The organism is Propionivibrio sp. (assembly GCF_017995515.1).
Classification (GTDB): Bacteria; Pseudomonadota; Gammaproteobacteria; order Burkholderiales; family Rhodocyclaceae; genus Propionivibrio.
In genome coordinates this window covers 1-26,268 of sequence record NZ_JAGOIT010000040.1, presented here as the reverse complement: position 1 = coordinate 26,268, position 26,268 = coordinate 1, and the positions used below count along the sequence as shown (strand labels likewise).

Below are 26,268 nucleotides of genomic sequence, written 5' to 3'. Positions count from 1 at the left end.
TGGCCTTCTCGTAGGCGATCAGCGCCTGCTCCTGCACCGCGTCCTGCACGGCAATGCGGCTTGTGATGCGGCCGCCGTCGAACAGCGTCCAGGCCAGGCTGCCGACCAGCGAGGAAACAACGCCGTCTGCACCGCCCAGCGCGGCGGCGCTGAACGCCTGCCAGCCGAAGGAGCCGGAGAGTGCAAGACTCGGGTAGCGGTCGGCTTCGCGTTCGGCGCTGCGCGCGATCTCGGCCTGTAGCGTGAACTCGGCGGCGCGCACGTCGGGGCGCTGGCGCAACGCGTCGGCCGGGATGCCGACGGCGATTTCGCTCGGCGCCACGGGCAGCGGTCTGGCCTCGGCAAGCGATTCGCGCAGGCTGCCGGCGGGACGGCCGACGAGCACGGCGAGGTGATGTTCGGCTTCGGCGCGCGCGCTTTCGAGGCCGGGAATCGTCGAGCGCGTTTGTTCCAGTGTGGTGCGCGCCTGGTCGACGTCGAGTGCGCTGGCGAGTCCGGCGAGTGCACGCCATTCGGTGATCTGTACGGTTTCGCCCTGGCTGGCGACGTTGTCGCGCGCGATGACGAGGCGCTGCTGCGCGGCGCGCAGATTGACGTAATTGAGCGCGACCTCGGCAGCCAGCGAGGCGCGTGTCGAATCGAGCGTGGCTTCGGCGGCGGCGACGTCGGCCGTGGCGCCGTCGGCCGCATCGCGCAAGCCACCGAAGATCGAGGGTTCCCAGCTGGCGTCGAAGCCGGCCCGATAGACCGTGCGCGACGCGTCGTTGCCGCCGGCCTCGGTGCCGGTGCGCGAGCGGGTTGCAGAGGCCGAGGCGCCGATCGTCGGGTAGAGATTGGCCACGGCGAGGTCGCGGCTGGCGCGCGACTGGCGCAAGCGGGCCTGCGCGGTACGCAGGTCGGGCGCCGCCATCATCGATTCGGCGATCAGCGCGTCGAGCTGCGCGTCGCCAAACTGCCGCCACCAGCCGATGAGGGATTCCGGCGTGGCGGCGGCCGTCCTGATCGCCGGGTCGCTGCGCGTCCAGGCCGGTGGTGTCGTCACCGACGCCACCGGCGTAGCATCACCGTGCCGCCCGGCGAACTGGGCGCAGGCGCTCAGCGCGAGGCTGAGCGCAACGACTGCGGTTTGCGTGAAGCGTCGATCCATCGGCGCTTACTTCGCGTCGGGCGCTGGACCGCGACCGTCGCGCGGGCCACGTCCGTCACGGTCGCCCCAGCCGCCGTGGTGGCCGCCCATCTTGCCCATGCGTTCGCTCATGCCCTTGAAGAAGACGCGCACCTTCTCCTTCTGCTCGGCGTTCAGCGTGTCATAGACGGCGAACCAGCGGTCGCGGTTCTCCTGATGCAGCTTCTGACCCTCGGTGCGGAAGTCGTCCATGCGCTTGGCCACGTCACGAAGATCGGTGCCCGGCTTGTCGATCAGCGCCTGGATTTCGTCGTGATGCTTGGTCATCCGTTCGCGCATGCCGGCCATCGCGTCCTTGCTCGCCTTGTCGGCCTGCTGCCAGGCGGCTTCCTGCTTGGCGTCGAGCTTCAGGTCGTCGTGCAGGCGTGCGATGCCCTTGCCGCTGAACATCATGTGATGGTCGGGCCTGCCGCCGTCCGGTCGGTCGCCGCCGAACGGCATGGCCATGGCGCTGGTGGCGATACCGAGAGCGATGGCCGATGTGGCAAGGAACAGTCTGGGGGAGAGTCTGGTTTTCATTGCGTATCCTTTTCTATCGGTTGATCCGTCGTGCCGTGCCAGCGAGCGCATGGCCTCTTTCGACGACGCCATTTTCGGCCGGCCCCGGTTGCAAAGGATTTCAGCTCCGGGGAAGATGGTTTCAAATTGTTTCCCGTGCCAGCCAGCGCGAAATGCGGGGCATAGAATGGCCGCCATGCTAAACCGCTTCCTATGGGGGAAGGCAGTTAACCACAACACCTGCAACGAACGCGATGACCGCGCGATAACTTGCACGGATTTACAAGTTCAAGGCTCTGTCATGAAAAAGATTCTCCTCGTCGACGACGACCCCGAGCTGCGCCAGTTGCTGGCGACCTACCTTGGCCGGCACGGCTTCGACACGCTGCTCCTGCCCGACACGCGCCAGCTCGACGCCTACCTCGAGCGCTTTCAGCCGCATCTCGTCGTGCTCGACCTGATGATGCCGGGCGAGGACGGGCTGGCCGCCTGCCGGCGCCTGCGCGGGCGTGGCGAGACGCTGCCGATCATCATGCTCACCGCGCGAGACGAGCCGGTCGACCGCGTCATCGGGCTGGAAATGGGCGCCGACGACTATGTCGGCAAGCCCTTCGACCCGCGCGAACTGGTCGCCCGCATCGAGGCCGTGCTGCGCCGCGGCCAACAGTCGACGGCGGCGCCCGATGCGAACGGCGGCGTCATCACCTTCGGCGACTGGAGCCTCGATCGCGGCACGCGCCAGCTGTCGCGCAGCGGCGAAGTCGTCGCGCTGACCAGCGGCGAGTTCGCGCTGCTCAACGCGCTGGTCGCCAACGCGCGACGCCCGATGAAGCGCGAGCGCCTGCTCGAACTGACGCGCGGCGACGACAGCGAGTCGTTCGACCGCGCCATCGACGTGCAGATTCACCGACTTCGACGTCTGCTCGAAGCCGACCCGGCGCGGCCGCGCTACCTGCAGACGGTGTGGGGCGTCGGCTACGTGTTCGTCCCCGATGGCGACCATGGCGATAAAAGCGAGGGCTCGCCGCAGTGAAGCTTTTGCCTTCGTCGCTTGCTGCGCGCACGGTCCTGCTCGTCATCGCCATTGTCGCGGTCGCCGAGTGGGTGACTTTTTCGCTGGTGTTCAGGAAGGGCGAAATTGCCCACGTGCGGCAGACGACGCAGTTTATCGTCGGGCAGATCAAGCTCCTGCAAACCGTGCTGCCCGGACTCGACGCCGAGGCGCGGCGCCGGCTCGAAGAGCGTGACGTCGGCGAGCCCGGCATGCAGCTTGTTCCCGATGGCCCCTCGGTGCCCGAATACTCACCGCGCTTTGGTTTCGCCAGTGACCTGGCCGAGCGGCTTGGACACAAGCTCGACGAACCGGTCATCCTCCGGCACGACGGACGGCGCGAACCGGGTGGCCTGTGGATCGGCTTCATGGCCGGCGGCGAACGCTGGTGGCTGGTGCTGCCGCCGCCGCGCTTCAAGGCGCCGGGTCTGCCGCACGACCTCTGGCTGTGGCTGGCGGCGACGCTGGCGACCCTGATGCTGATCGCCGGCCTGTTCGTGCGTGGCATCGTGCGTCCGTTGGCCAGCCTTGGCGCGGCGGTCGACGCGGTCGGTGACGGTAGCACGCGCAAGGTCGAGCCGGAGGGGCCGAGCGAGGTGCGTCGTCTCGCCGTGCAGCACAACACCATGGTCGACCGGCTGGTTGCCGCCGACGCCGAGCGCCGCGAAATGCTTGCCGGCCTGACGCACGACCTGCGTGCGCCGCTGGCGCGCGTGCGCGTGCGCCTCGCCTTGCTTGAAAACGACGCCGAGCGGGAAGGACTGACGCGCGATGCGGACGACATGGAACGCATCGTCGACCAGTGCCTCGCCTTCCTGCGTAGCGAGGAAGGCGCGCAAGCCGTACAGCCGATCCTGATCGCTGACGCGGTGAGCGACGAGGTCGCGCGTCAGCGCGAGTTGGGCCGTCCTGTCGAAATCGCGGTGAGCGATGCAGCGGCGACCGTCGAAGTGGCGATCGCGCACGGCAACCTGCAACGCGTGCTCGACAACCTGATCGGCAATGCGCTGCAGTACGGCGCGCCGCCGGTCGAGATCGCGCTCGCCGTCGAGCGCCAGGGTTTCGTCTCGCTCAAGGTGGGCGATCACGGCGCCGGCATCCCGTCCGAACAGCGCGAACGCGCGTTCGAAGCCTTCGCCCAGATCGACCCGGCGCGCGCCACGCGCGGCAGTTGCGGGCTGGGGCTGGCGATCGTGCGCCGCATCGTCAAGGTGAGCGGCGGGGAAGTCGTGTTGGGCGAGGCGCCGGGCGGCGGGCTGCAAGTCGAACTGAGCCTGCCGCTGGCGGCGACCTGAGCGCGCATTTCGGCGCGGAAGGGCGCAGAATAGGCGGCAGCAACCGATTGGGGAGGCCGGCATGAGTCACAAACACCTGCACCTGCTGCAAACGATCTACCACGACCCGATCAGCGCCAACATCCACTGGCGCGAGATCGAGTCGCTGCTCACGCACCTCGGCGCCACGGTCGAACCGGCGCACGGCGGGCGGGTGCGCGCGGTGCTCAACCGCGTCGAGGTCTTCCTGCATCACCCGCACAACAACTCGACCTGTGCCAAGCCGGAAATCAAGCAGATCCGCGAATTCCTGGCGCATGCCGGCGTGACGCTGTCCTCCTACGAGGCGAGTTGATCCAAGCCTAAGCGTTGCTGCGCACCAGCTTCAGCGAGAAGTAGAGGAACAGGCCGCCGCAGGCGCGGTTGAGCCAGGCGGCGATGGCCGGCGAGGCCTTGAAGCGGCTGGAAACGGTCGCCGACGACCAGGCGACGAAGAGGTTCCACAGCGTGGCGTTGAAGGTGAACACCACGCCGAGAAAGAGCATGCCGAGTCCCTTGCTCGGGCTTGCCGCGTCGATGAATTGCGGCAGGAAGGCGAGGAAGAAGAGCGCGACCTTCGGGTTCAGCGCGTTGGTCAGAAAGCCGCCCCAGAAGACGCGTGACAGTGCTTCGGCGGCCAGGGTCTTGGCCGCATCGGTCGGGCGAGCATGGCGCACGATCATCGAAACCCCGAGGTAGAACAGGTAGGCGGCGCCGACGTACTTGACGATGGCGAAGCCGAGCGCCGATGCCGAGAGCAGCGCCGACAGCCCGAGCGCGGCGGCGCTCACATGCACGAAACAGCCGGCGCCGATGCCGAGCGCGGCGACTGCACCGGCGCGCGCGCCCTGGCTCGCCGAACGGCCGACGATGTAGAGCGTGTCGGCGCCGGGCGTGATGTTGAGCAGCAGTCCGGCGATGACGAACATGACCAGATCGTGGGTGCCGAACATGGCTTCTTCCTGAAAAAGTTACGGCTGATGCGCCGGTCGCCGGCTGTGCAGCCAGGCGGCGGTCGCGCCAAAGAACATCATGCCGCCCATGCCGCAAGCCAGCGTCAGCGTCGAGCCCCAGACGAGCGGCGCGATGACGCCGGCGAGCAGGCCGTTGAAACCGGACTGCAGGAACATCTGGCACGAGGCGGCGAGGCCGCGCTGCTGCGGGAAGGGGTCGAGCGAGAGCAGCGTCAGACTGGGCATGGCGACCGACATGCCGAAGGTATAGACGAAGATCGGCAGCACGCTCCACGGCAGCGCCGGCGGCAGCGCGAGGTTGAGCGCGACGTTGCACAGCGTCGCCGCGCCCATGATCAGGTAGCCGCGCTTGATCGTCTGGCGTGCGGTGATCTTGCCGGCGAAGCGCCCCGAGAGCCACGAGCCGCTCATCAGGCCCATCATCGCCGGCCCGAACAGCCAGAAGAAGCCGGTTTCCGGCACGCCGAGGTGGCGCATCAGGAAGATCGGCGCCGACATCACGTAGATGAAGAAGCCGCCGAAGTTGAAGGCAAGGCCGGCGCAGGCGAGCAGGAAGGCGGGCGAGGTCAGTACGTGCCAATAGGCGCGTGCGAGATAGGTCGGGTGCAAGGGCTGGCGCTGCGCTTCCGGCAAGGTCTCGGGCAACAGCCGCCAGCAGGCGAACCAGACCATGAAGGTGGCGACGACGAGGAAGACGAACACCGACTGCCAGCCGAACCACTGCTGCAGCCGGCCGCCGATCACCGGCGCAATCGCCGGTCCCAGGGCGAACATCATGCTGATGTGCGACATCAGGCGTTGCGCGGCAGCGCCATCGTAGAGGTCGCGCACGATGGCCCGACTGACGACGATGCCGGCGCCGGCGGTGATGCCTTGCAGTGCGCGCAGCACCCAGAGATGCTCGATGCGTGTCGCGAATACGCAGCCGGCCGAGGCGAGTCCGAACAACGCCAGCGAGACGAGCAGCACGCGGCGGCGGCCGAGCGCATCGGCGATTGCGCCGTGCCAGAGCGACATGAGGGCGAACGGGAGCATGTAGGCGGTGAGCGTTTGCTGCACCTCGAGCGGTGTCGCGTTGAGGCTGGCGCCTATGTCCTGGAATGACGGCAGGTAGGTGTCGATCGAGAACGGGCCGAGCGCGGAGAGTCCTGCAAGCAGGATCGTCATGCCGCGCGGCGAGAGGGTACGGGTCGGTTGCAAATCAGTCCTTGGTGAAACGGCGGTACTGCACCGCCTCGGCGATGTGGGCCGGAAGAATGGCGTCGCTCGCCGCCAGATCGGCGATCGTGCGTGCCACCTTGAGCACGCGGTGATACGCGCGCGCCGAGAGGTTGAGGCGAGTGACGGCGTTTTTCAGCAACGCGGCGCCGGCCGCATCGGGCTGGCAGTGCGCGTCGATTTCCTTGGTGGTGAGATGGGCATTCGCCTTGTTCTGGCGCGCGTGCTGTCGGGCGCGTGCGGCGCTGACGCGCGCGCGGACGGTTGCCGACGATTCACCCTCGGCGGCGCCCTGCAGCGCCTCGGCCGGCAGCGCCGGCACCTCGATCTGCAGATCGATGCGGTCGAGCAGCGGGCCGGAGAGCTTGCTGCGATAGCGCGCCACCTGGTCCGGTGTGCAGCGGCAGCGGTTGCCCGCTTCGCTCGTGCCGTGGTGGCCGCAGGGGCACGGATTCATCGCTGCGATGAGCTGGAATTGCGCCGGGAAGTCGGCCTGCCGCGCCGCGCGCGAGATATGGATGCGGCCGCTTTCCAGCGGTTCGCGCAAGGCTTCGAGCACGCGGCGGTCGAACTCGGGCAGTTCATCAAGAAATAGAACGCCTTGGTGCGCCAGCGAGATTTCGCCCGGATGCGGCACGCTGCCGCCGCCGACAAGGGCGGCCGAAGAGGCGGTGTGGTGCGGCGATCGGTACGGATGACGCTTGAAGCTCTCGGGTCGGAACTGCCCGGCGAGCGAGAGCACGGCCGCCGATTCGAGCGCCGCTTCCTCGCTCATCGGCGGCAAGAGGCCGGGCAGACGCGTGGCAAGCATCGACTTGCCGCTGCCCGGCGGGCCTGCAAACAGAATCGAGTGAGCCCCAGCGGCGGCGATCTCCAGCACGCGCTTGGCTTGCGTCTGCCCGCGCACGTCGGCGAGATCAGGGTGGCCAACCGGATCGGTGGCGTCGTTTGCATCCGGCAGGCACGGTTCGAGAGCCCCCTGGCCGGCGAGATGCGCGCAGACTTCGAGCAGCGTGTGCGCCTTCAGGATGTTCGCGTTGCTTGCCAGCGCGGCCTCTCTCGCGCTCGTCTCCGGCAGCACGAAACTGCGCTTCTTCTCACTGGCGGCCAGCACCATCGCCAACGCGCCGCGAATCGGGCGCAGCTCGCCCGAGAGCGAGAGTTCGCCGGCGAACTCGTAGTCGGCGAGCGCCTTGTCGGGAATCTGCCCGGAAGCGGCGAGGATGCCGAGCGCAATCGGCAGGTCGAAGCGCCCCGATTCCTTCGGCAGGTCGGCCGGCGCCAGGTTGACGGTGATTCGCTTCGCCGGGAACTCGAAGCCCGAATTCTGCAGCGCGGCGCGCACGCGGTCGCGCGCTTCCTTCACTTCGGTATCGGGCAAGCCAACCAGCGTCACCTGCGGCAGACCGCCGGCCAGGTGCACCTCGACGGCGACTTCCGGCGCGGAAAGTCCGTCCAGACCACGGCTATGAACGATGGCGAGCGGCATGGGGTTTCAGGAGTGGGAGATGCGGAGGGAAAAATCGGCAACGGTATGAAGACTGTTGCCCGTGACAAATGCGATGAGCGCTTGATTATAAACCGCAAGCAATGGCCTTGCTTTATGCGCTGACCATCGGGACGGGGCAATCGCTTACACATTCATCATTTAATTGATTTCTTGGTGCTCGGCTGAGATCGAGGCCGAAGGCCGAGGAGTTCAGCGCGGTAGAGTGGTTTTCGGGAAGCGCGGCTGCTGCGCCATCGCGGTCGCGTCGGGCGCGGCGGGTTTGCACGTATATCGGGAGCTCTTTCTTCCGAAACGGTTCGCGACAGGGAGGCCATTTTGCTCTAGACTCCATCCCTTCTGCTGCAAAAATCAAATGTGCGTTTCAAGGCCTTGCTGCCGCGTGTCGGGTAAATGGATGCCGGCAGAGCATCCGTTTTTTGCTTGCCAGAAGACCCATTATCAGATTGGCCTGCCGAGCGGTCGTTTCGCTGTGCTTGCCTTCAAATACAAAGACAGGGTTTGTTGGGTTGCGTTGTTTTTCATACCGAGGGGATCGATGAAAAGGCTCATGAATCAGGTCGGCAAGATTCGTGATGAAGCGCTGGACGGTTTTGCGCTGGCGCATGCGGAGACGGTGGAGGTGGGCGCCGAGCGGGAATACGTAAGAAGGCGTCAGGTCAAGCCGGGCAAGGTCGCGTTGATATCGGGCGGTGGTGCCGGACACGAACCGCTGCACATCGGCTTTGTCGGACACGGCATGCTCGACGCTGCGTGTCCGGGGCAGATCTTCACCTCGCCGAACCCCAACCAGATGCTCAACGCCGCCAAAGCGGTGGATGGCGGTGCCGGTATCCTGTTCATCGTCAAGAACTACCCTGGCGACATGCTGAAGTTCGAAATGGCCGCCGAAATGCTCGAGCTCGACAACGCCATGGTCATCGTGAACGACGACGTCGCCCTCGAAGACTCCCCGCACACCAACGGAAGGCGTGGCGTCGCCGGCACCCTGATCGTCGAAAAGATCCTCGGCGCCGCCGCCGAACGCGGCTACACGCTCGAACAACTGAAAGAACTGGGCGACGCCGTCAACAAGAACACCGCCTCGATGGGCGTCGCGCTGACCTCGTGCACCGTCCCCGCCGCCGGCAAGCCCACCTTCCACATCCGCGAAAGCGACATGGAAATCGGCGTTGGCATCCACGGCGAACCGGGGCGCCGTCGCGTCCCGCTCGCAAGCGCAGACGCCATCGCCAACGAACTTGCCGGCGCCGTGATCAAGGACCTCTCGCTGACGACTGGCCAGGAAGTCATCCTTCTCGTCAATGGATTTGGCGGAACCCCGCTGCAAGAGCTCTACCTGATGGTTAACGCCGCGCGCAAGGTACTCGAACGATCGGGCATCAAAGCCGTGCGCTACCTCACCGGCTCCTACGTCACCTCGCTCGAGATGGCGGGCTGCTCGATCACCTGCACGATCACCAGTCCGGAAATCCTCCAGCTCTGGGACGACCCCGTCCACACCCCGGCCCTCCGCTGGGGAATGTAGCTCGTTTCGACACGTTCGGCGGGAGGCTGGCCGGTCCGTAGCCTGCCTGGAGGAGGCGACGCAAGCCGCCGATTTCTCCCGTTGTGATTGATTTATATCTTGATGTAAATTCGCCCGATAGATTGATTTATGCTTTGTCGCTGGGTAAAGTGCCGGCATCATTTTTTCGATGACGGCCATGACCACAACCACGATTGCTGAAATCGCACGCCACGCGGGGGTGGGCACGGCAACGGTCGATCGTGTGCTGAACGGTCGGTCGGGCGTCAATGCGGAAACCGTCCAGAAGGTGATGCAGTCCGTGGCTGCCTTGGGGGAGCCGGTCGTTCAGCGCGGCCGGCCGCGCTTGCGCACCGACTTTCGCTTCGCCTACGTGCTCCCGGCTGGCAATTCGCAGTTCGTTGATCAGGTCGAGCGGCAGATCGCCTTGATCGCCGGCGACTTTCGCCACAAGCACACGACGGAGGTCACGTATCGTTTCAGTGCGGACGATCCGGCCGAGTTCGCGGCCTCCCTGGCGCAGGTCAGCGACTGCGACGGCATTGTCCTGCTCGCGCCCGATTTGCCGGCGGTCAAGCTGGCGATCAACGAGCAGGTGCGCGCTGGTGTTCACGTGGTTACGTTGTTTTCGGACGTCGCCGGGTCGATGCGCGAGGTATTTGTCGGTGCCGATAACCGCGCGTCTGGACGAACGGCGGGTTTGCTGCTGGCGCGGATGGCGAGCCCGACGCGCGATACCTTGCTCTTGCTCTCGCAAACGACGCGCATGTCGGCCGAGATCGAGCGACGCATCGGCTTCGCGCAGGTGGTCGAAGAACGTTTCCGCCAGCTCAAGGTCGTGCGCGCACCCGATCTGCCGTACGACGACGCAGGTATTTACACGAGCCTCCGGGAGTATCTGCAGAGCGAGATCGATCCTTCCTGCCTCGCGGGGATATACAGCGTTGGCGTGGGCACGGACGGCATCGTGCGCGCTCTCAAGGAACTCGGCATCGACCAGATGCAGGGCCTGGTTGCGCACGACTTTACCGAAGCGCATCAAACCTTCCTGATCGGCGGCGAACTCTCGTACGTTTTGAATCAGGACATCTACTACTGCGTACTGACCGCGGCTCGGGTTTTGCGGGGGTTGTGCGAAAACGTGCGCGGCGCGCTCAGTGTCGTCCAACCGCGCGTCGAAATCCTGACCGCTGAAAACATTCATTGATCGGTGGCCGAAAAAATGGCGAACAGCTTTTTTCAGACCCGGAGCGAACCATGAAAAGGCTCATGAATCAGGTCGGCAAGATTCGTGATGAAGCGCTGGACGGTTTTGCGCTGGCGCATGCGGAGACGGTGGAGGTGGGCGCCGAGCGGGAATACGTAAGAAGGCGTCAGGTCAAGCCGGGCAAGGTCGCGTTGATATCGGGCGGTGGTGCCGGACACGAACCGCTGCACATCGGCTTTGTCGGACACGGCATGCTCGACGCTGCGTGTCCGGGGCAGATCTTCACCTCGCCGAACCCCAACCAGATGCTCAACGCCGCCAAAGCGGTGGATGGCGGTGCCGGTATCCTGTTCATCGTCAAGAACTACCCTGGCGACATGCTGAAGTTCGAAATGGCCGCCGAAATGCTCGAGCTCGACAACGCCATGGTCATCGTGAACGACGACGTCGCCCTCGAAGACTCCCCGCACACCAACGGAAGGCGTGGCGTCGCCGGCACCCTGATCGTCGAAAAGATCCTCGGCGCCGCCGCCGAACGCGGCTACACGCTCGAACAACTGAAAGAACTGGGCGACGCCGTCAACAAGAACACCGCCTCGATGGGCGTCGCGCTGACCTCGTGCACCGTCCCCGCCGCCGGCAAGCCCACCTTCCACATCCGCGAAAGCGACATGGAAATCGGCGTTGGCATCCACGGCGAACCGGGGCGCCGTCGCGTCCCGCTCGCAAGCGCAGACGCCATCGCCAACGAACTTGCCGGCGCCGTGATCAAGGACCTCTCGCTGACGACTGGCCAGGAAGTCATCCTTCTCGTCAATGGATTTGGCGGAACCCCGCTGCAAGAGCTCTACCTGATGGTTAACGCCGCGCGCAAGGTACTCGAACGATCGGGCATCAAAGCCGTGCGCTACCTCACCGGCTCCTACGTCACCTCGCTCGAGATGGCGGGCTGCTCGATCACCTGCACGATCACCAGTCCGGAAATCCTCCAGCTCTGGGACGACCCCGTCCACACCCCGGCCCTCCGCTGGGGAATGTAGCTCCCCTCCTTTTCGCCGCAGAGATCCAGTGCGGCGAGACTTCATTCCCTTGATTGATTTATTTCCTTTGTTTTACAAAGATTTTGTGTTTTCTTGGTTGATTTATTATTTTGGTTGGTGCTAGAGTAACCACATCACAGTTCTGCATTGAACAGGACGACAACAAACACACCGGGTCGCAAACAACGCTTCGGTCCTCCTGTGGAGGATGTACAGAAAGCAAGGCGGCACGGTGATGAAGCGAGGAGGGTGGGGTATGACAGTCAACAAGTACAAGAAGTCATAGAAGGGCATTTCCCGGTTTTTCGTTATTGATTTTGTTTCGCGGGCAGCGTGTTCCGCGAGCGGGATCGTTTTTCCCTGAATCCGGGAATGCCTGCAGCCGCCTGATGTGTGCTCTCGGTCCGACGCCTGTCGGACAAGCAGTCGATCAAAGGTTTTGTGCAACAAGAATTACTTGAGGAACTGAAGCTTTTTCGAATTTAAACAAACGAAGAGGGTGGCGTGATGCAGTTGACTCTGGAAGGCATCAGCAAAAAAGTAGGGCCGCAGTCCTGGTTGTACGATATGAGCATTTCCCCGCGCAGCGGCGCGGTCACCGTCCTGCTGGGGGCGACCCAGTCGGGCAAGACCAGTCTGATGCGCATCATGGCCGGGCTCGACGAGCCGACCGAAGGGAAAGTGCTGGTGGATGGCCAAAACGTGGTGGGCGTGCCGGTGCGGGAACGCAACGTCGCGATGGTCTATCAGCAATTCATCAACTATTCCTCGCTCCGCGTGTACGACAACATCGCTTCGCCGATGAAGCTGCGCGGCGAAAAGGGCATCGACCAGCACGTTCGCTCGCTGGCCGAAAAACTCCACATCGAGATGTTCCTCGACCGCTACCCGTCCGAACTGTCCGGCGGTCAGCAGCAGCGCGTGGCGCTGGCGCGTGCGCTGGCCAAGGGCGCGCCGCTGATGCTGCTCGACGAACCGCTGGTCAACCTCGACTACAAGCTGCGCGAAGAACTGCGCGACGAGTTGAGCGCGTTGTTTGCCGAAGGCAATTCGACCGTCATCTACGCCACCACCGAGCCGAGCGAAGCATTGCTGCTCGGCGGCTACACCGCGGTGCTCGACGCCGGCGAACTGCTGCAATACGGCCCGACCTCCGAAGTCTTCAACAAACCGAAGTCGCTGCGCGTGGCGCGTGCCTTCAGCGATCCGCCGATGAATCTGCTTCCGGCCAGCGGCCTCGCTGGCGGCCTGCAGCTCGATGGCGGGCCGGTGCTCAAGCTCGATCTGCCGAAAACGAACTCGCGGCGCTTCACCGTCGGTCTGCGTGCCAGCGCCTTGCGCGTGCGCGGCGAGGGCAACGACGTGCCGCTGGCCGCGAAGGTGGAGCTCGCCGAAATCTCCGGTTCGGACACCTTTGTCCACCTCGACACGCCGGTCGGCGAACTGGTGGCCCAGCTGACCGGGGTGCACTACTTCGATCTCGGCGCCGCGATCACGCTCTACTTCAATCCGGCGCTGGTTTATGTGTTTGATGCCGACGGGATGCTGCTGCTCTCGCCGGCCCGGGGCGGGGAGTACTGACATGGCACGCATCGATCTGGATCTGGCTCACGCCTACAACAAGAACCCGCAGCAGGACAGCGACTACGCGCTGCTGCCGCTCAAGATGACCTTCGAGGACGGCGGCGCCTACGCCTTGCTTGGCCCGTCCGGCTGCGGCAAGACGACCATGCTCAACATCATGTCCGGCCTCGTCACACCGTCGCAGGGCACGGTCAAGTACGACGGCCGTGACGTCACCACGCTCCTGCCGCAGGAACGCAACATCGCGCAGGTTTTCCAGTTCCCGGTGATCTACGACACGATGACCGTCGCCGAGAACCTCGCCTTTCCGCTGCGCAACCGCAAGGTTCCGGAGGACAAGATCAAGAAGCGCGTCGGTGAAATCGCCGAAATGCTCGAGATGAGCGGCCAGTTGAATCACCGCGCCTCCGGTCTGGCAGCCGACGCCAAGCAGAAGATTTCGCTCGGCCGCGGCCTCGTCCGCCCGGACGTCGCCGCCGTGCTGTTCGACGAACCGCTGACCGTCATCGACCCTCACCTCAAATGGCAGCTGCGGCGCAAATTGAAGCAGATTCACCACGAACTGAAGCTGACGCTGATCTACGTGACGCACGATCAGGTGGAAGCGCTCACCTTTGCCGATCAGGTCGTCGTCATGACGCGCGGCCGCGCCGTGCAGGTCGGTTCGGCGGCGGATTTGTTCGAGCAGCCGAGTCATACCTTCGTCGGTCACTTCATCGGTTCGCCGGGGATGAACTTCCTCGCCGGCAAGGTCGATGCCGCCGGATTGCATCTGAGCGGCGTCAGCTTCGATCTGCCGGCCGGCCGCAAGCTGCCCAAGGGCGAGATCAAGCTTGGCATCCGTCCCGAGTACGTCGCCGTTGCCGAACCGGGTGCGCCGGGCGCGCTGCCGATGACGGCCAACAAGATCCTCGACGTCGGCACGCACCTGATGCTCTCCGCGAGCAATGCCAACTACGCGCTCAAGGCCCGCCTTCCATCCGACATGTCCTCGCTGTCGCCGGGCGACGCCGTGTGGCTGAAGGTCATGGGCGAGCACACCTGTTTCTACAAGAATGAGGAGATCGTACGATGAGCGTCACGACCAAACCGGTGAACCAGAAGGCCTGGTTCCTGATCCTGCCCGTCCTGATTTGCGTCGCCTTCTCGGCCATCATGCCGCTGATGACGGTCGTCAATTACTCGGTGCAGGACATCATCTCGCCGACCCAGCAGGTCTTCGTCGGCACCGAGTGGTTCTCGGCGATCATGCGCGACGAGGAGCTGCATGGCGCGCTGCTTCGCCAGCTCACCTTCTCGATGGCGGTGCTTGCCGTCGAACTGCCGCTCGGCATCATGCTGGCGCTGGCGATGCCCTCGCAAGGCTGGAAGTCCTCGGCCGTGCTGGTGATCGTCTCGCTCTCGCTGCTCATCCCGTGGAACGTCGTCGGCACCATCTGGCAGATCTTCGGCCGTGCCGACATCGGCCTGCTCGGCGCCGGACTGAAGTGGCTCGGCGTCGACTACAGCTACACCGGCAATGCGGTCGATGCCTGGGTCACCGTGCTGGTCATGGACGTCTGGCACTGGACGCCGCTCGTCGGCCTGCTCGGCTACGCCGGCCTGCGCTCGATTCCCGATGCCTACTACCAGGCGGCGAGCATCGACGGTGCGAGCAAGGCGGCGGTGTTCTGGTACGTGCAGCTGCCGAAGATGCGCGGCGTGCTGATGATCGCCGTCCTGCTCCGCTTCATGGACAGCTTCATGATCTACACCGAACCGTTCGTGCTCACCGGCGGCGGTCCCGGCAACGCGACGACGTTCCTCTCGCAGTTCCTTACGCAGAAAGCGGTCGGCCAGTTCGACCTCGGTCCCGCAGCAGCATTCTCGCTGATCTACTTCCTGATCATCCTGCTGCTCTGCTTCATTCTTTACAACTGGATGCAGCGCGTCGGCACCCAGGAAAAGGAGGGTGGTCATGAATAAGAACAAGTTCCAGAAGCGCTCCATCTTCATGGTGGCGTACATCATCTTCGCGCTGCTGCCGATCTACTGGATGATCAACATGTCGTTCAAGACGAACACGGAGATCCTCGCCAGTTTCTCGCTGTTGCCGACCCATTTCACCTGGGACAACTACAAGCTCATCCTGACCGATGCGTCGTGGTACACGGGCTACATCAACAGCCTGATCTACGTCGCCATCAACACGGTGATCTCGCTCTTCGTCGCGCTGCCGGCCGCCTACGCGTTCTCGCGCTACAGCTTCATCGGCGACAAGCACGTGTTCTTCTGGCTCTTGACCAACCGCATGACGCCGCCGGCCGTCTTTCTGCTGCCGTTCTTCCAGCTCTACACGACGGTCGGGCTGATGGACACGCACATCGCCGTGGCGCTGGCGCACCTGTTGTTCAACGTGCCGCTGGCGGTCTGGATCCTCGAAGGCTTCATGAGCGGCATCCCGCGCGAGATCGACGAGACGGCGTACATCGACGGCTACACCTTCCCGCGCTTCTTCGTGCGCATCTTCATCCCGCTGATCAAGGCCGGCATCGGTGTCGCCGCGTTCTTCTGCTTCATGTTCAGCTGGGTCGAACTGTTGCTGGCGCGCACGCTGACCAGCGTCAATGCCAAGCCGATCGTCGCCACCATGACGCGTACCGTCTCGGCTTCCGGGATGGACTGGGCGACGCTCGCCGCCGCCGGCGTGCTGACCATCGTGCCGGGTGCCATCGTCATCTGGTTCGTCCGTAACTACATCGCGAAGGGTTTCGCGATGGGCCGTGTTTGATTGGAGATCGACATGTTTGCTTGGATGGCTTGGACCACACCGGTCGCCGTGTTTTTCATCTGCATCGCACTCATGCTCGCCTGCATGACGGTCTGGGAAATCAAATCGCCGACGGTCATGCGCAAGGGCTTCCTGCCGCTCGAAACGACGCGGGGCGACCGCCTGTTCATCGGGCTGGTCAGTGCCGCCTACGTCAATCTGGCCTTCGTCGGCATCAGCGGCAAGCTGACCGTCTGGTTCGGGCTGGAGGCGGAGCCGTCGGTCTGGATCAGTTTTGTGCTTTCCATGCTCCTGCTCGCGTTGATCATGCGCAAGGGCTAGGAAGTTGCGGCAAACGGGAAACGGCTTGCAGCCCCTGGAGCCGGAAATGCCTGTTACACAGGGGCGAACCATAAACTTCTGAGGAGATTGATTGTGAAACTACGATTTTCCGTACTAGCAGTCGCCGTCGCATGCGCCCTCACCGGACAGGCCTGGGCAGATGAAGCCGCAGCCAAGAAGTGGATTGACAGTGAATTCCAGCCATCGACCCTGTCGAAGGATCAGCAGATGGCGGAAATGAAATGGTTCATCGACGCCGCCGCCAAGTTGAAGGCGAAGGGCGTCACCGAGATTCAGGTTGTCTCGGAAACGATTACCACGCACGAATACGAGTCCAAGGTTCTCGCCAAGGCTTTCTCCGAAATCACCGGCATCAACCTGAAGCACGACCTCATCCAGGAAGGCGACGTCGTCGAAAAACTGCAAACCTCGATGCAGTCCGGCAAGTCGATCTACGACGGATGGATCAGCGACTCCGATCTGATCGGTACGCACTATCGCTACGGCAAGATCCTCAACCTGACCGACTACATGGCCGGCGCGGGCAAGGACTTCACGAATCCGGGCATCGACATCAAGGACTTCATCGGCACCAGCTTCACGACCGCACCGGACGGCAAGATGTATCAGTTGCCCGACCAGCAGTTCGCCAACCTGTACTGGTTCCGCGCCGATCTGTTCGATCGCGCCGATCTCAAGGAAAAGTTCAAGGCCAAGTACGGCTATGACCTGGGCGTTCCGCTGAACTGGAGCGCGTACGAAGACATCGCCGAGTTCTTCACCAACGACGTGAAAACGATCGACGGCAAGCCGATTTATGGTCACATGGACTACGGCAAGAAAGATCCATCGCTGGGTTGGCGCTTTACCGACGCGTGGCTGTCGATGGCCGGCACGGCTGATGTCGGCATCCCGAACGGCAAGCCGATCGACGAGTGGGGCATCCGCGCTTCGGCAGACGGTTGCAACCCGGAAGGCGCCTCGGTTGCGCGCGGTGGTGCGACGAACTCGCCGGCCGCTGTCTACGCGCTGACCAAGTACGTCGACTGGATGAAGAAGTACGCACCGAAGGAAGCGACCGGCATGACCTTCGGCGAATCGGGCCCGGTCCCGGCGCAAGGCCAGATCGCCCAGCAGATCTTCTGGTACACCGCCTTCACCGCCGACATGACCAAGAAGGGTCTGCCGGTCGTGAACGAGGACGGCACGCCGAAGTGGCGCATGGCCCCCGGCCCGAACGGCCCGTACTGGAAGCAAGGCATGCAGAACGGCTACCAGGACGTCGGCTCATGGACCTTCTTCGAAGGACATGATCCCAACAAGCTGGCCGGTGCCTGGCTCTATGCCCAGTTCGTGACGTCGAAGACGGCATCGTTGAAGAAGACGGTGGTTGGCCTGACCCCGATCCGCGAATCCGACATCCAGTCGGCGGCGATGACGGAAATGGCGCCGAAGCTCGGTGGTCTGGTCGAGTTCTACCGCAGCCCGGCACGCGTTGCCTGGACGCCGACCGGAACGAACGTGCCGGATTATCCGAAGCTTGCTCAGCTCTGGTGGAAGAACGTCGCCGTGGCCGTTACCGGCGAAAAGACGCCGCAACAGGCGATGGACAATCTGGCCGAGGAAATGGACCAGGTCATGTCGCGGTTGCAACGTGCCGGTATGGCCCGTTGCGCGCCGAAGCTGAATCCGAAGGGCGATCCGGCCAAGTGGCTGAGCACCGAGCACGCCCCGTGGAAGAAGCTGGACAACGAGAAGGTCAAGGGTGAAACGATTGCCTACGACGCGCTGCTCAGCGCGTGGAAGGCTGGCAAGGCCCGTTAATCCTAATCCCTGTCTGACCTGGTCCTGGGTCGCTGGCTCCGGTATTTCTGCCGGAGCCGGCCTCGGAGAACCGATCCACCCGAACAAATCGATCACTCACGGCCGCGTCACGCGGCGCTAACGAACAGTCCTTATGGAGATGCCGTCGGCCCTCCAGGAGGCGAGCTAACCCTAAGAAGTCAGGCATCCCCAATTTACGAACCGAAAGGAAGCAGAAATGAAAAAGGTAATGATCTCCCCGTCGAAGTACGTTCAGGGCGAAAACGAACTGTGCAACCTGGGCGAATACGTTAAGGCGTTCGGCAACAAGGCGCTCCTGATTTCCTCCAAGGACGACCAGGGTCGCGTGCAGTCGCTGCTCGACGAAGCCAAGCAGCGCTCGCCGTTCGAGCTCCTCTCCGGCGGCTTCAACCTCGAATGCAGTTGGGCCGAAGTCAAGCGCCTGAAGGCCGTTGTCGAAGTGGAAGGCTGCGACGTCGTCATTGGTCTCGGCGGCGGCAAGTCGCTCGACACCGCCAAGGCCTGCGCGTACCTGACCAAGAAGCCGGTGATCATCGTCCCGACCATCGCCTCGACCGACGCGCCGTGCAGCGCGCTGGCCGTCATTTACACCGAACACGGCGAATTCGAAGAATATTTCTTCTTCCCGCAAAACCCGAATCTCGTGCTCGTCGACACCGGCGTCATCGCCCGCGCGCCGGTCCGCTTCCTCGTCGCCGGCATGGGCGACGCGCTCTCGACCTGGATCGAAGCCCGCGCCTGCGCCAAGTCGTTCGCGCAAAATGCCTCGCACGGCAACAGCACGATGGCCGCCAACGCGATCGCCAAGCTCTGCTACGAAACGCTGTTCGAAGATTCGCTGAAGGCCAAGGCCGCCTGCGAAGCCAACGTCGTCACGATGGCGCTGGAAAACGTCATCGAAGCCAACATCCTGCTCTCCGGCCTCGGTTTCGAGAGCTCCGGCCTCGCCGCCTGCCACTCGATCCACAACGGTCTGACCGTGCTCGAAGAAACGCACAAGTTCTTCCACGGTGAAAAGGTTGCCTTCGGCGCCATCGTCCAGCTCGTGCTCGAGAACGCCCCGCAGGAAGAACTTGAGCGCACCATCAAGTATTGCCAGTCGGTCGGTTTGCCGACCTGCTTCGCCGACCTGGGCGTTACCGAAGTCACGCCGGAAAAGGTCATGAAGGTCGCGATCGGTGCCACCGCCGAAGGCGAGACGATCCACAACATGCCGTTCCCGGTCACCGCCGAAATGGTCTGCGGCGCGATCTTCGCGGCTGACAAGCTGGGGGCTCACGCATGAAGAAGGTCATCAACAAGCCCGAGGATCTCGTCATCGAGATGTGCGAGGGCATGATCAAGGCGCACCCGACGCAGCTTGCCTTCAACAAGAAGTTCAAGATCATCAGCCGCGCCAAGGTCAACAAGCAGAAGGTCAGCCTGATCTCGGGCGGCGGCAGCGGTCACGAGCCGGCGCACGGCGGCTTCGTCGGCACCGGCATGCTCGACGCGGCGGTGTGCGGCGACGTGTTCGCGTCGCCATCGACGATCCAGGTCTTCAACGCGATCGTCGACACGCAGAGCGCCAAGGGCACGCTCTTGATCGTCAAGAACTATTCCGGCGACTGCATGAACTTCGACGCGGCCGCAGAAATGGCTGAAGAGGAGGAAGGCATCAAGGTCGCCCGCGTCTATGTGAATGACGACGTGGCGGTCAAAGACAGCCTGTACACCGTCGGCCGTCGTGGCGTCGCCGGAACCATCTTCGTGCACAAGATCGCCGGTGCCGCGGCCGAGGCGGGGCAGTCGCTCGACGAGGTCAAGGCCGTTGCTGAAAAGGTGATCGCCAACGTGCGCAGCCTGGGGTTCGCGCTCAACTCCTGCACGGTGCCGGCCAAGGGCACGCCGACCTTCTCGCTGGCCGAGGACGAAATCGAGTTCGGCGTCGGCATCCACGGCGAACCGGGCATCGCGCGCGAAAAACTGCCGACGGCGAGCCAGCTGGCCGAGCGCATGGTCAATCAGATCGTCGCCGACGTGCCGTTCGTCGCCGGGGAAGAAGTCGCGGTGATGATCAACGGGCTGGGCGCGACGCCGCTACAGGAGCTGTATCTGTTCAACAACGCCGTTTCGTCGTTCATCGAAGCCAAGGGACTGAAGATCTACCGCACTTTCGTCGGCAACTTCATGACGGCGATCGACATGGCGGGTGCGTCGATCTCGATCCTGCGTCTCGACGCCGAAACCAAGGCGCTGCTCGACGCGGCAGCCGATACGCCGGCGCTGAAAATCTGAGGTAACCACGAGGGAAAGTACGAGGTAATTCGCATGGAAACGTTCACAAAAGAGCAGGTGGTCCGCACGATCGCGGCGATGTGCGACATCATCATCGAAAACGAAGTGCCGTTCTGCGAGCTGGACTCGGTGGCCGGCGACGGCGACTTCGGCATGTCGCTGGCGAAGGGCTTCAAGGTTGTCAAGGCCGAGTGGGCCAACCACAGCCAGGAGGACATCGGCGCCTTCCTCAAGGACTGCGGCATGATCATCACCGAGCATTGTGGTGGTGCCTCCGGCCCGATCTGGGGCTCCGGCTTCCGCGCCATGGGCCGCTACGCCCAGGGCAAGGAAACGCTGACTCTGGCCGAGACCGGCGAGATGGTGCAGGCGGCGATCGACGCGGTGCAGAAGCGGGGTGGTGCCAAGCTCGGCGACAAGACGCTGCTCGACGCGCTGATCCCGGCCGTCGAGTCGGTCAAGGCCAGCGGTGCGGCCAGCGAGTCGTTTGCCGTCGCCCTGCCGAAGGCGGCCGCCGAAGCCGTCGCCGGTGGTGAACGGACCAAGCTGATTGCCGCGACCAAGGGGCGTGCCAGCTATGTCGGGGATCGCAGCATCTCGTTCCCCGACGCCGGCGCGACGGCCATCGGCATCATCTTCACGCGTTTGCTTCAAGGTTCGGCTTGACTCCAGTAAGCGCGGCGACGCAAGTCAGGGAGGACCGCGCAGTTCAAGTGCCTGACCGGGCGCGGGCGGCTTGGTACACCGCCCGCCTCCGGATGTGGTTCGGGTTTTGAACTTTCGCCCTGGAATACTCCTTCGGTTCCGGGGCGTTTTTTTCCGGGAGAGGCGTCGCAAGCAGCGCGCCGGCCTCCGCTTTTGTGCAAGAGCAAGAAAGGTTCGTCCATGAAGGCAGTCACCATCTCCGCCAGAATCCTTCTGATGATTGCGGTTTCCGTCGGCGCGCTGCTCATCGTCGGCGGCGTCGGCCTTTATGTGGCCAGCAAGGGAACGCAGAGCATCAAGGAGATCAACGACGGCGCGCTGGCACGCATCCAGACGCTCGGGGCGTCGCGACAGGCATTCATGGACGCGCGCGTCGGCATGTTCGCGCTCTTCCTGAACAGCAACGACGAAGAAATGGTCGCGCTCGAGAAGCAGATCGGCGACAAGGGCGCCGAGATTGCGAAGCTCTTCGAGAGCTACGCCGGGCTCGTCGTCAATGCCGAAGACCAGACTTTCCTGGCCGCCGACCAGAAGAACGTGAAAGCGTATTTCGAATACTTCAATGCCGAGATCCTGCCCCGGCTGCGGCGCTACGAGAACGAATACGCGCGCGAGTTGATGGTCACCAAGCTCGCCCCGCTCGGCAGCGATACGCTGAAGAGCCTGAACGAACACATGGCTTTCAACGCCAAACTGGCCGAGGCGACCAAGGAGCAGGCGCTCGGCAGCGCCGGGCAGGGGCGCAACGTATCGCTCGGCGTCATGCTGGTCGGCTTGTTCGTCGTCGGCTTGCTTGGCTTCCTGCTGCTGCGCGCGATCAAGACCTCGCTCGCGGAAATCCAGTCGATGATCAGCCGCGTCGAGAACGACCTCGATTTCACCGTGCGCGTGAAGAACAGTAAGGACGACGAAATCGGCCAGATGACGATGGCCTTGAACCGCCTGCTCGACAAGTTGCAGGGCAACCTGAAAACGATCGCGACAGGCGCGGTGGCGGTGGCCGATGCCGCCGACCAGATGACGGCGATTTCCGGCCAGGTGGCGACGGCGTCGAATCTGCAGAGCGATGCCGCGTCGACGATGGCGGCGACGGTACAGCAGATGACGGTGAGCATCAACCACGTCGCCGACCGCGCGCAGGAGGCGAGTGGCATCTCCAGCGAATCCGGCCGCCTGGCGACTTCCGGCGAGGAGGTGATCGGACGCACGGCGGGCGACATCCAGGACATCGCGCTGACCGTCAACGAAGCCGCCGAGCGCATCCACGGGCTCGAACGGCACAGCCAGCAGATCGCCAACGTCGTCGCCGTGATCAAGGAGGTCGCCGACCAGACCAACCTGCTGGCGCTCAATGCGGCGATCGAAGCGGCGCGCGCCGGCGAACAGGGACGCGGCTTCGCCGTCGTCGCTGACGAAGTACGCAAGCTGGCCGAACGGACGTCGTCGTCCACCAAGGAAATCGCCGGGACGATCGATGCCATGCGCGTCGCGGCCGGCGACGCGGTGACCGGGATGCAGGGCGTCGTCGCCAAGGTGAGCGTCGGTGTCGGCCATGCGCAGCAGGCGAACGACGCGATCAAGCAGATCCGCGGCGGCAGCCACGACGCGGTGGTACGCGTCGAGGAAATCGCCGTCGCCATCCGCCAGCAGGGTGCGGCGACCGACAACATCGCCAAGCAGATCGAACGCATCGCCGCGATGTCCGAGGAAAACCACACCGCCGCCGCCAACGGTGCGCAGGCGGCCGAGACCCTCGAAGGGCTGTCGACCGAGATGCGGCGGATCGTCAGCGCTTACCGCTTGTAAGCCAGCATCCCGCGCTCGCGGATGAAGGCGATCACCTTGTCGAGGCCTTCGCCGGTCTTCATGTTGGAGAAGATGAACGGCCGCTCGCCGCGTTGCGCCTTGGCGTCGCGCGCCATCACTTCCAGCGAGGCGCCGACCATCGGCGCGAGGTCGATCTTGTTGATGACCAGGAGATCCGACTTGGTGATGCCCGGGCCGCCCTTGCGCGGAATCTTCTCGCCGGCGGCGACGTCGATCACGTAGATCGTGAGGTCGGACAACTCGGGCGAGAAGGTCGCCGCCAGGTTGTCGCCGCCCGACTCGACGAGGATCAGTTGCACGTCGGGGAAGGCGCGCTGCAGGCGGTCGATGGCCTCGAGGTTGATCGAAGCATCCTCACGGATCGCTGTATGCGGACAACCGCCGGTCTCCACGCCCATGATGCGCTCGGGCGGCAGCGCCGAGTGATTGACCAGGAACTTGGCGTCCTCGGCGGTGTAGATGTCGTTGGTGACGACCGCCATGTCGATCTGGTTGCGCAGGGCCTGGCACAGCGCGAGGGTCAGCGCGGTCTTGCCGGAACCGACGGGGCCGCCGATGCCGACTCTCAGGGGTGAAGTGTTCATGAGGTGATTCTCTCAAGGTGAGTGGTCAGGTCGTCGTGGATGCCGGCAAGCTGCTGGCCGACGTCGAGGTTCGTGTAGCGCAGCACGCGGATGCCTTGCCGGGCGAGATAGGCCGTGCGTTCGGCGTCGTAAGCCTCCTGCGCGGCATGGATGTCGCCATCGATCTCGAGGACGAGCTTCAGCTCGGCGCAGTAGAAGTCGGCGACATAGGGCCCGATCGGCTTCTGGCGCAGGAACTTGTAGCCGTGGAACTGGCGGTTGCGCAGGAGCTTTTGCCAGAGGGTGGTTTCGGCGGGAGTGGGGGTCTTGCGATTGGCGCGGGCGAATGCTGTCAGTTTTGGGTCGTAGGGGAGGTGTTTGGGGCGCGTTAACCCCTCCCCGGCCCTCTCCTTGTCAGGGGAGGGGACTGTGTCGTTCCCCGTCCGAGCGGTTTGTTCCCCCCTGACAAGGGGGGGTAAGGGGGGGTTAAAGGCTTTTCTCTTGTCATACCCCGATTATCCATCATGACCTGAACAACCTTGAATACTGCGTCTCATGCCGTGCGCAACATAGCGCGAACGCCGGCGTCAGGTTGGACCATTCTTCTTCGGGCAGTGTCAGCGCCGCTTCGGCAATCGCCGGCACCGTTTCACCCAACTGGGACAGCAGTCGCTGCCCCGCCGCCTGACCAAGCGGCACCGCCTTGAGCGCTGCCATGACCTGGTTCTCGGCCCACGCCCAGAGGTAACCGCAGACGGCATCGTAGGGTGCAATCCGCCAAGCCGCGGCGAGACCGGACCAGACGGTGGGGCAGGCGATCTCGGGCAGGCCGGCGAGTTGGGCGCGCAAGGTCGTCAACACCGGCACGCCCAGGTCGTTCAGCAAGCGGTTGAGCGAGAAGCCCATCTGGGCGGTCTCGGCGCGCAGTTCGGCCGATTCACGGCTGGCGAGAAAGTCGGCGTTCAGGCGCGCGATTTCTTTCGTATTGCCCGATGCCCAGTGCTGCATCAACGCGGCGACCAGTGGCGCTTCGAAGCGCCCGATGCAGTGTTGCATGAGGTCGCCGATCCATTCGCCGGCGCTGGTTTCGTTGCGAATGCGCCCGGATTCGACGGCCCACTCCAGTCCCTGCGAATAGGTATAGGCGCCAACCGGCAAGGCCGGGCTGACGAGTTGCATGAGGCGCACCAGCGCCATCGGGGCGGGCGCGTTCATGACTTGGCGGGCTTGAACTCGTGGATGCGCGGCATCGAGCGATGCGGTCCGTGCCCCGGGTTGTGCAGGCGGGCGTGCTCTTCGCTGTGATGGTCGTGATCATCCCCGTGATGGTGATGTCCTCCGTGTGAACCATACGCACCTGACTCGGGTTGGAACGGCACTTCGGTTTCGGCGACCGTGCAGCCGAGTCCCTTCACCATTTCGGCCAACACGTGGTCGGTCTGGAAGCGCAGTTTGCCGCCCGTGTCCGTCGGCACGATCTGTACAGGAACGTGTCGGTTGCCGAGATGGTAGGCAGCGCGTGCGAAGAGCAGGGGGGTGTCCGCACTTGCCTCGATCAGTTTCTCCGGCGCAGCGACGATTTCGACGATGGTTGAGTCGTCTTCCGCCTGTAGGCGGTCGCCATCGTGCAGGTGATCGCCGCGTTCGAGGAAGATCCCCGCTTCCTTGCCGGATGCGAGCAGCTCCTGGAGGCGACTGCGCTTGCGCTCGTCGTAGGCGAGTGCGACGGAGTCGGTGGGTGGGTGGTTTGTGCGGTGTTTCGCGGATAGGTGCGCCGACCCCCTTCCTTACTGGCGGATTTCCCGGATGTTGGCGGGCGGGGAGAACTCGCCGCTGCTACGGAACGGATTGATGTCGAGCCCCCCGCGCCGCGTGTAGCGGGCATATACGGCGAGCGCTTCCGGTGCGCACTGGTGCTGGAGGTCGCAATAGATGCGCTCGACGCACTGCTCGTGAAACTCGTTGTGCTTGCGGAAGGAGACGATGTAGCGCAACAGCCCTTCGCGGTCGATCGGCCGGCCGCGATAGCGGATGACCAGCATGCCCCAATCCGGCTGCCCGGTGACCAGGCAGTTCGACTTGAGCAGGTGCGAGTAGAGCGTTTCCTCGACGACGGGCGCGTCGGCAACGCGCAGCAAGCCGGGTGCCGGTTCGTAGGTGTCGATGGCAATATCGAGATCGTCCAGCAGTTCGCCGTCCGGGTAGGCGATGACCGCCTGCGGTCGATCGCCGAGCGGCTGCAAGTCGACATCGACCGTGCCGCCAGCAGCGGCGGAGAGATCGCGGGTCAGCGCGGTCGCGACGGCGTCGATGTCGGCAAAAGGCGTCTGGTTGAACGAGTTCAGGTAGAGCTTGAACGATTTGGATTCGACCAGGTTCGGGCTGTCGGCAGGGACGCGAAAGCGGCCAACGGCGACGACGGGTTTGCCCTTCCCGTTCAGCCAGGACAACTCGTAGGCGTTCCAGATATCTTCACCGATAAAGGGCAAGGCGCCCGCGTCGATGCCGATCTCGCTGCGCTTGATCTGGCGGGGGATGGGGAACAGCAATTCAGGTGCGTACTGGTCGCAGTAGTCCGTCGGTTTACCGAGCGGAGAGAGTGGGCTGGGGTCGGCGTGTGTGTTCATGGGGTGGATTTTACCGGTCAACGTCTGGGCGTGATCGACATGCCCCATGTTGGCTACTTGGCCGACGTACGTAATAACGGACCATAGGGGCTCTTCAAAGGAGTGCGGTGGTCCCGGTCGTTTGGACAGTCACCGGGGAGGAATAAGCTAAGGCCGGTGCCGGGGATTTGGTTTTGACTTTCCCGGATTTTATATCGATTGGATTGAGCGCTGTGGAGCTTGTGGGC

General features: G+C 63.9%; 25 protein-coding genes and 1 pseudogene. 16 read left to right on the top strand and 10 right to left on the bottom strand.

Annotated elements, in window-relative coordinates:
• Both KBA32_RS08530 and KBA32_RS08525 read right to left on the bottom strand, forming a co-directional pair.
• A partial coding sequence (locus tag KBA32_RS08530) for an efflux transporter outer membrane subunit (RefSeq protein ID WP_294357486.1) occupies positions 1-1,147 on the bottom strand: 1,147 nt, incomplete at its 3' end.
• Between the two features lie 6 nt (positions 1,148-1,153).
• A complete protein-coding gene (locus KBA32_RS08525) occupies positions 1,154-1,705 on the bottom strand; it encodes a periplasmic heavy metal sensor (RefSeq protein WP_294357484.1) in 552 nt (183 codons plus the stop codon).
• A gap of 280 nt (positions 1,706-1,985) precedes the next feature.
• Between KBA32_RS08525 and KBA32_RS08520 the strand changes: the two genes are divergently transcribed.
• From KBA32_RS08520 to KBA32_RS08510, 3 genes are all read left to right on the top strand, one after another.
• The gene (locus KBA32_RS08520) at positions 1,986-2,717 is read left to right on the top strand and encodes a response regulator (RefSeq protein ID WP_294357483.1); all 732 of its coding nucleotides are present in this window, start codon (positions 1,986-1,988) and stop codon (positions 2,715-2,717) included.
• Positions 2,714-4,030 (top strand): ATP-binding protein, encoded by a 1,317-nt coding sequence (locus KBA32_RS08515; protein ID WP_294357481.1) that lies wholly within the window; start codon positions 2,714-2,716, stop codon positions 4,028-4,030. Before KBA32_RS08520 ends, KBA32_RS08515 begins: the two co-directional genes overlap by 4 nt.
• Positions 4,031-4,091: 61 nt before the next feature.
• Complete coding sequence (locus tag KBA32_RS08510; protein WP_294357479.1) at positions 4,092-4,364, top strand: type II toxin-antitoxin system HicA family toxin; 273 nt, start codon at positions 4,092-4,094, stop codon at positions 4,362-4,364.
• 7 nt (positions 4,365-4,371) lie between these two features.
• Here the strand turns inward: KBA32_RS08510 and KBA32_RS08505 are convergent, their stop codons facing one another.
• The 3 genes from KBA32_RS08505 to KBA32_RS08495 are packed head-to-tail and all read right to left on the bottom strand — an operon-like array spanning position 4,372 to position 7,729.
• A complete protein-coding gene (locus tag KBA32_RS08505; protein ID WP_294357477.1) occupies positions 4,372-5,001 on the bottom strand; it encodes a LysE family translocator in 630 nt (209 codons plus the stop codon).
• A gap of 18 nt (positions 5,002-5,019) precedes the next feature.
• On the bottom strand, positions 5,020-6,222 hold the full coding sequence (locus KBA32_RS08500; protein ID WP_294357475.1) for a multidrug effflux MFS transporter: 1,203 nt from the start codon (positions 6,220-6,222) through the stop codon (positions 5,020-5,022).
• Position 6,223: 1 nt separating this feature from the next.
• Complete coding sequence (locus tag KBA32_RS08495) at positions 6,224-7,729, bottom strand: YifB family Mg chelatase-like AAA ATPase (RefSeq protein WP_294357473.1); 1,506 nt, start codon at positions 7,727-7,729, stop codon at positions 6,224-6,226.
• 556 nt (positions 7,730-8,285) lie between these two features.
• Between KBA32_RS08495 and dhaK (KBA32_RS08490) the strand changes: the two genes are divergently transcribed.
• The 13 genes from dhaK (KBA32_RS08490) (at position 8,286) to KBA32_RS08430 (ending at position 22,830) form a co-directional block, all read left to right on the top strand.
• The gene (gene dhaK, locus KBA32_RS08490) at positions 8,286-9,275 is read left to right on the top strand and encodes a dihydroxyacetone kinase subunit DhaK (protein WP_294357467.1); all 990 of its coding nucleotides are present in this window, start codon (positions 8,286-8,288) and stop codon (positions 9,273-9,275) included.
• 178 nt (positions 9,276-9,453) lie between these two features.
• Complete coding sequence (locus KBA32_RS08485) at positions 9,454-10,482, top strand: LacI family DNA-binding transcriptional regulator (RefSeq protein ID WP_294357470.1); 1,029 nt, start codon at positions 9,454-9,456, stop codon at positions 10,480-10,482.
• A 50-nt stretch (positions 10,483-10,532) separates the two neighbouring features.
• Complete coding sequence (gene dhaK, locus KBA32_RS08480; RefSeq protein ID WP_294357467.1) at positions 10,533-11,522, top strand: dihydroxyacetone kinase subunit DhaK; 990 nt, start codon at positions 10,533-10,535, stop codon at positions 11,520-11,522.
• Positions 11,523-12,089: 567 nt separating this feature from the next.
• Positions 12,090-13,103: an ABC transporter ATP-binding protein gene (locus KBA32_RS08475; protein WP_294357465.1), complete on the top strand. Its 1,014-nt coding sequence runs from the start codon at positions 12,090-12,092 to the stop codon at positions 13,101-13,103.
• Between the two features lies 1 nt (position 13,104).
• Positions 13,105-14,181, top strand: coding sequence for an ABC transporter ATP-binding protein (locus KBA32_RS08470; protein ID WP_294357463.1), 1,077 nt, complete (start codon positions 13,105-13,107; stop codon positions 14,179-14,181).
• Complete coding sequence (locus tag KBA32_RS08465) at positions 14,178-15,071, top strand: carbohydrate ABC transporter permease (protein WP_294357461.1); 894 nt, start codon at positions 14,178-14,180, stop codon at positions 15,069-15,071. Before KBA32_RS08470 ends, KBA32_RS08465 begins: the two co-directional genes overlap by 4 nt.
• The gene (locus tag KBA32_RS08460; RefSeq protein WP_294357459.1) at positions 15,064-15,876 is read left to right on the top strand and encodes a carbohydrate ABC transporter permease; all 813 of its coding nucleotides are present in this window, start codon (positions 15,064-15,066) and stop codon (positions 15,874-15,876) included. Before KBA32_RS08465 ends, KBA32_RS08460 begins: the two co-directional genes overlap by 8 nt.
• 24 nt (positions 15,877-15,900) lie before the next feature.
• The gene (locus KBA32_RS08455) at positions 15,901-16,197 is read left to right on the top strand and encodes a DUF2160 domain-containing protein (protein ID WP_294357457.1); all 297 of its coding nucleotides are present in this window, start codon (positions 15,901-15,903) and stop codon (positions 16,195-16,197) included.
• 228 nt (positions 16,198-16,425) lie between these two features.
• The gene (locus tag KBA32_RS08450; RefSeq protein WP_294357455.1) at positions 16,426-18,021 is read left to right on the top strand and encodes an ABC transporter substrate-binding protein; all 1,596 of its coding nucleotides are present in this window, start codon (positions 16,426-16,428) and stop codon (positions 18,019-18,021) included.
• Between the two features lie 217 nt (positions 18,022-18,238).
• The gene (locus KBA32_RS08445) at positions 18,239-19,327 is read left to right on the top strand and encodes a glycerol dehydrogenase (RefSeq protein ID WP_294357453.1); all 1,089 of its coding nucleotides are present in this window, start codon (positions 18,239-18,241) and stop codon (positions 19,325-19,327) included.
• Positions 19,324-20,319: a dihydroxyacetone kinase subunit DhaK gene (dhaK, locus tag KBA32_RS08440; RefSeq protein WP_294357451.1), complete on the top strand. Its 996-nt coding sequence runs from the start codon at positions 19,324-19,326 to the stop codon at positions 20,317-20,319. Before KBA32_RS08445 ends, dhaK (KBA32_RS08440) begins: the two co-directional genes overlap by 4 nt.
• 33 nt (positions 20,320-20,352) lie before the next feature.
• Positions 20,353-20,985, top strand: a complete 633-nt coding sequence (gene dhaL / locus KBA32_RS08435; protein ID WP_294357449.1) for a dihydroxyacetone kinase subunit DhaL — start codon at positions 20,353-20,355, stop codon at positions 20,983-20,985.
• Positions 20,986-21,204: 219 nt separating this feature from the next.
• The gene (locus tag KBA32_RS08430) at positions 21,205-22,830 is read left to right on the top strand and encodes a methyl-accepting chemotaxis protein (RefSeq protein ID WP_294357447.1); all 1,626 of its coding nucleotides are present in this window, start codon (positions 21,205-21,207) and stop codon (positions 22,828-22,830) included.
• Here the strand turns inward: KBA32_RS08430 and ureG are convergent.
• From ureG to queF, 5 genes and pseudogenes are all read right to left on the bottom strand, one after another.
• Entirely contained in the window at positions 22,818-23,435 is a 618-nt protein-coding gene (gene ureG, locus KBA32_RS08425; RefSeq protein WP_294357445.1) for an urease accessory protein UreG, read from the bottom strand. The genes KBA32_RS08430 and ureG overlap by 13 nt on opposite strands.
• On the bottom strand, positions 23,432-23,770 hold the full coding sequence (locus KBA32_RS17100) for an endonuclease domain-containing protein (protein WP_367113763.1): 339 nt from the start codon (positions 23,768-23,770) through the stop codon (positions 23,432-23,434). The genes ureG and KBA32_RS17100 overlap by 4 nt, the downstream gene beginning before the upstream one ends.
• A 166-nt stretch (positions 23,771-23,936) precedes the next feature.
• Entirely contained in the window at positions 23,937-24,629 is a 693-nt protein-coding gene (locus KBA32_RS08415; RefSeq protein ID WP_294357440.1) for an urease accessory protein UreF, read from the bottom strand.
• Positions 24,626-25,165 (bottom strand): annotated as a pseudogene (gene ureE / locus KBA32_RS08410) (urease accessory protein UreE); the annotation flags it as partial. The gene KBA32_RS08415 and the pseudogene ureE, both read right to left, overlap by 4 nt.
• A gap of 36 nt (positions 25,166-25,201) precedes the next feature.
• Positions 25,202-26,041 carry an NADPH-dependent 7-cyano-7-deazaguanine reductase QueF gene (gene queF, locus KBA32_RS08405; RefSeq protein ID WP_294357438.1) on the bottom strand — a complete coding sequence of 280 codons (840 nt, stop codon included), beginning with the start codon at positions 26,039-26,041 and terminating at the stop codon, positions 25,202-25,204.
• Between the last annotated feature and the right edge of the window lie 227 nt (positions 26,042-26,268).

What these genes read in the sequence shown, in the direction of transcription:
- KBA32_RS08475 (WP_294357465.1), top strand. Translation starts at nt 12,090, where the DNA reads ATGAGCATTTCCCCGCGCAGCGGCGCGGTCACCGTCCTGCTGGGGGCG.
- KBA32_RS08510 (WP_294357479.1), top strand. Translation starts at nt 4,092, where the DNA reads ATGAGTCACAAACACCTGCACCTGCTGCAAACGATCTACCACGACCCG.
- KBA32_RS08465 (WP_294357461.1), top strand. Translation starts at nt 14,178, where the DNA reads ATGAGCGTCACGACCAAACCGGTGAACCAGAAGGCCTGGTTCCTGATC.
- dhaK (WP_294357451.1), top strand. Translation starts at nt 19,324, where the DNA reads ATGAAGAAGGTCATCAACAAGCCCGAGGATCTCGTCATCGAGATGTGC.
- KBA32_RS08445 (WP_294357453.1), top strand. Translation starts at nt 18,239, where the DNA reads ATGAAAAAGGTAATGATCTCCCCGTCGAAGTACGTTCAGGGCGAAAAC.
- KBA32_RS08485 (WP_294357470.1), top strand. Translation starts at nt 9,454, where the DNA reads ATGACCACAACCACGATTGCTGAAATCGCACGCCACGCGGGGGTGGGC.
- KBA32_RS08455 (WP_294357457.1), top strand. Translation starts at nt 15,901, where the DNA reads ATGGCTTGGACCACACCGGTCGCCGTGTTTTTCATCTGCATCGCACTC.
- KBA32_RS08430 (WP_294357447.1), top strand. Translation starts at nt 21,205, where the DNA reads ATGAAGGCAGTCACCATCTCCGCCAGAATCCTTCTGATGATTGCGGTT.
- KBA32_RS08415 (WP_294357440.1), bottom strand. Translation starts at nt 24,629, where the DNA reads ATGAACGCGCCCGCCCCGATGGCGCTGGTGCGCCTCATGCAACTCGTC.
- KBA32_RS08520 (WP_294357483.1), top strand. Translation starts at nt 1,986, where the DNA reads ATGAAAAAGATTCTCCTCGTCGACGACGACCCCGAGCTGCGCCAGTTG.
- dhaL (WP_294357449.1), top strand. Translation starts at nt 20,353, where the DNA reads ATGGAAACGTTCACAAAAGAGCAGGTGGTCCGCACGATCGCGGCGATG.
- KBA32_RS08525 (WP_294357484.1), bottom strand. Translation starts at nt 1,705, where the DNA reads ATGAAAACCAGACTCTCCCCCAGACTGTTCCTTGCCACATCGGCCATC.
- ureG (WP_294357445.1), bottom strand. Translation starts at nt 23,435, where the DNA reads ATGAACACTTCACCCCTGAGAGTCGGCATCGGCGGCCCCGTCGGTTCC.
- KBA32_RS08495 (WP_294357473.1), bottom strand. Translation starts at nt 7,729, where the DNA reads ATGCCGCTCGCCATCGTTCATAGCCGTGGTCTGGACGGACTTTCCGCG.
- KBA32_RS08450 (WP_294357455.1), top strand. Translation starts at nt 16,426, where the DNA reads ATGGCGGAAATGAAATGGTTCATCGACGCCGCCGCCAAGTTGAAGGCG.
- KBA32_RS08505 (WP_294357477.1), bottom strand. Translation starts at nt 5,001, where the DNA reads ATGTTCGGCACCCACGATCTGGTCATGTTCGTCATCGCCGGACTGCTG.
- KBA32_RS08460 (WP_294357459.1), top strand. Translation starts at nt 15,064, where the DNA reads ATGAATAAGAACAAGTTCCAGAAGCGCTCCATCTTCATGGTGGCGTAC.
- dhaK (WP_294357467.1), top strand. Translation starts at nt 10,533, where the DNA reads ATGAAAAGGCTCATGAATCAGGTCGGCAAGATTCGTGATGAAGCGCTG.
- dhaK (WP_294357467.1), top strand. Translation starts at nt 8,286, where the DNA reads ATGAAAAGGCTCATGAATCAGGTCGGCAAGATTCGTGATGAAGCGCTG.
- queF (WP_294357438.1), bottom strand. Translation starts at nt 26,041, where the DNA reads ATGAACACACACGCCGACCCCAGCCCACTCTCTCCGCTCGGTAAACCG.
- KBA32_RS08470 (WP_294357463.1), top strand. Translation starts at nt 13,105, where the DNA reads ATGGCACGCATCGATCTGGATCTGGCTCACGCCTACAACAAGAACCCG.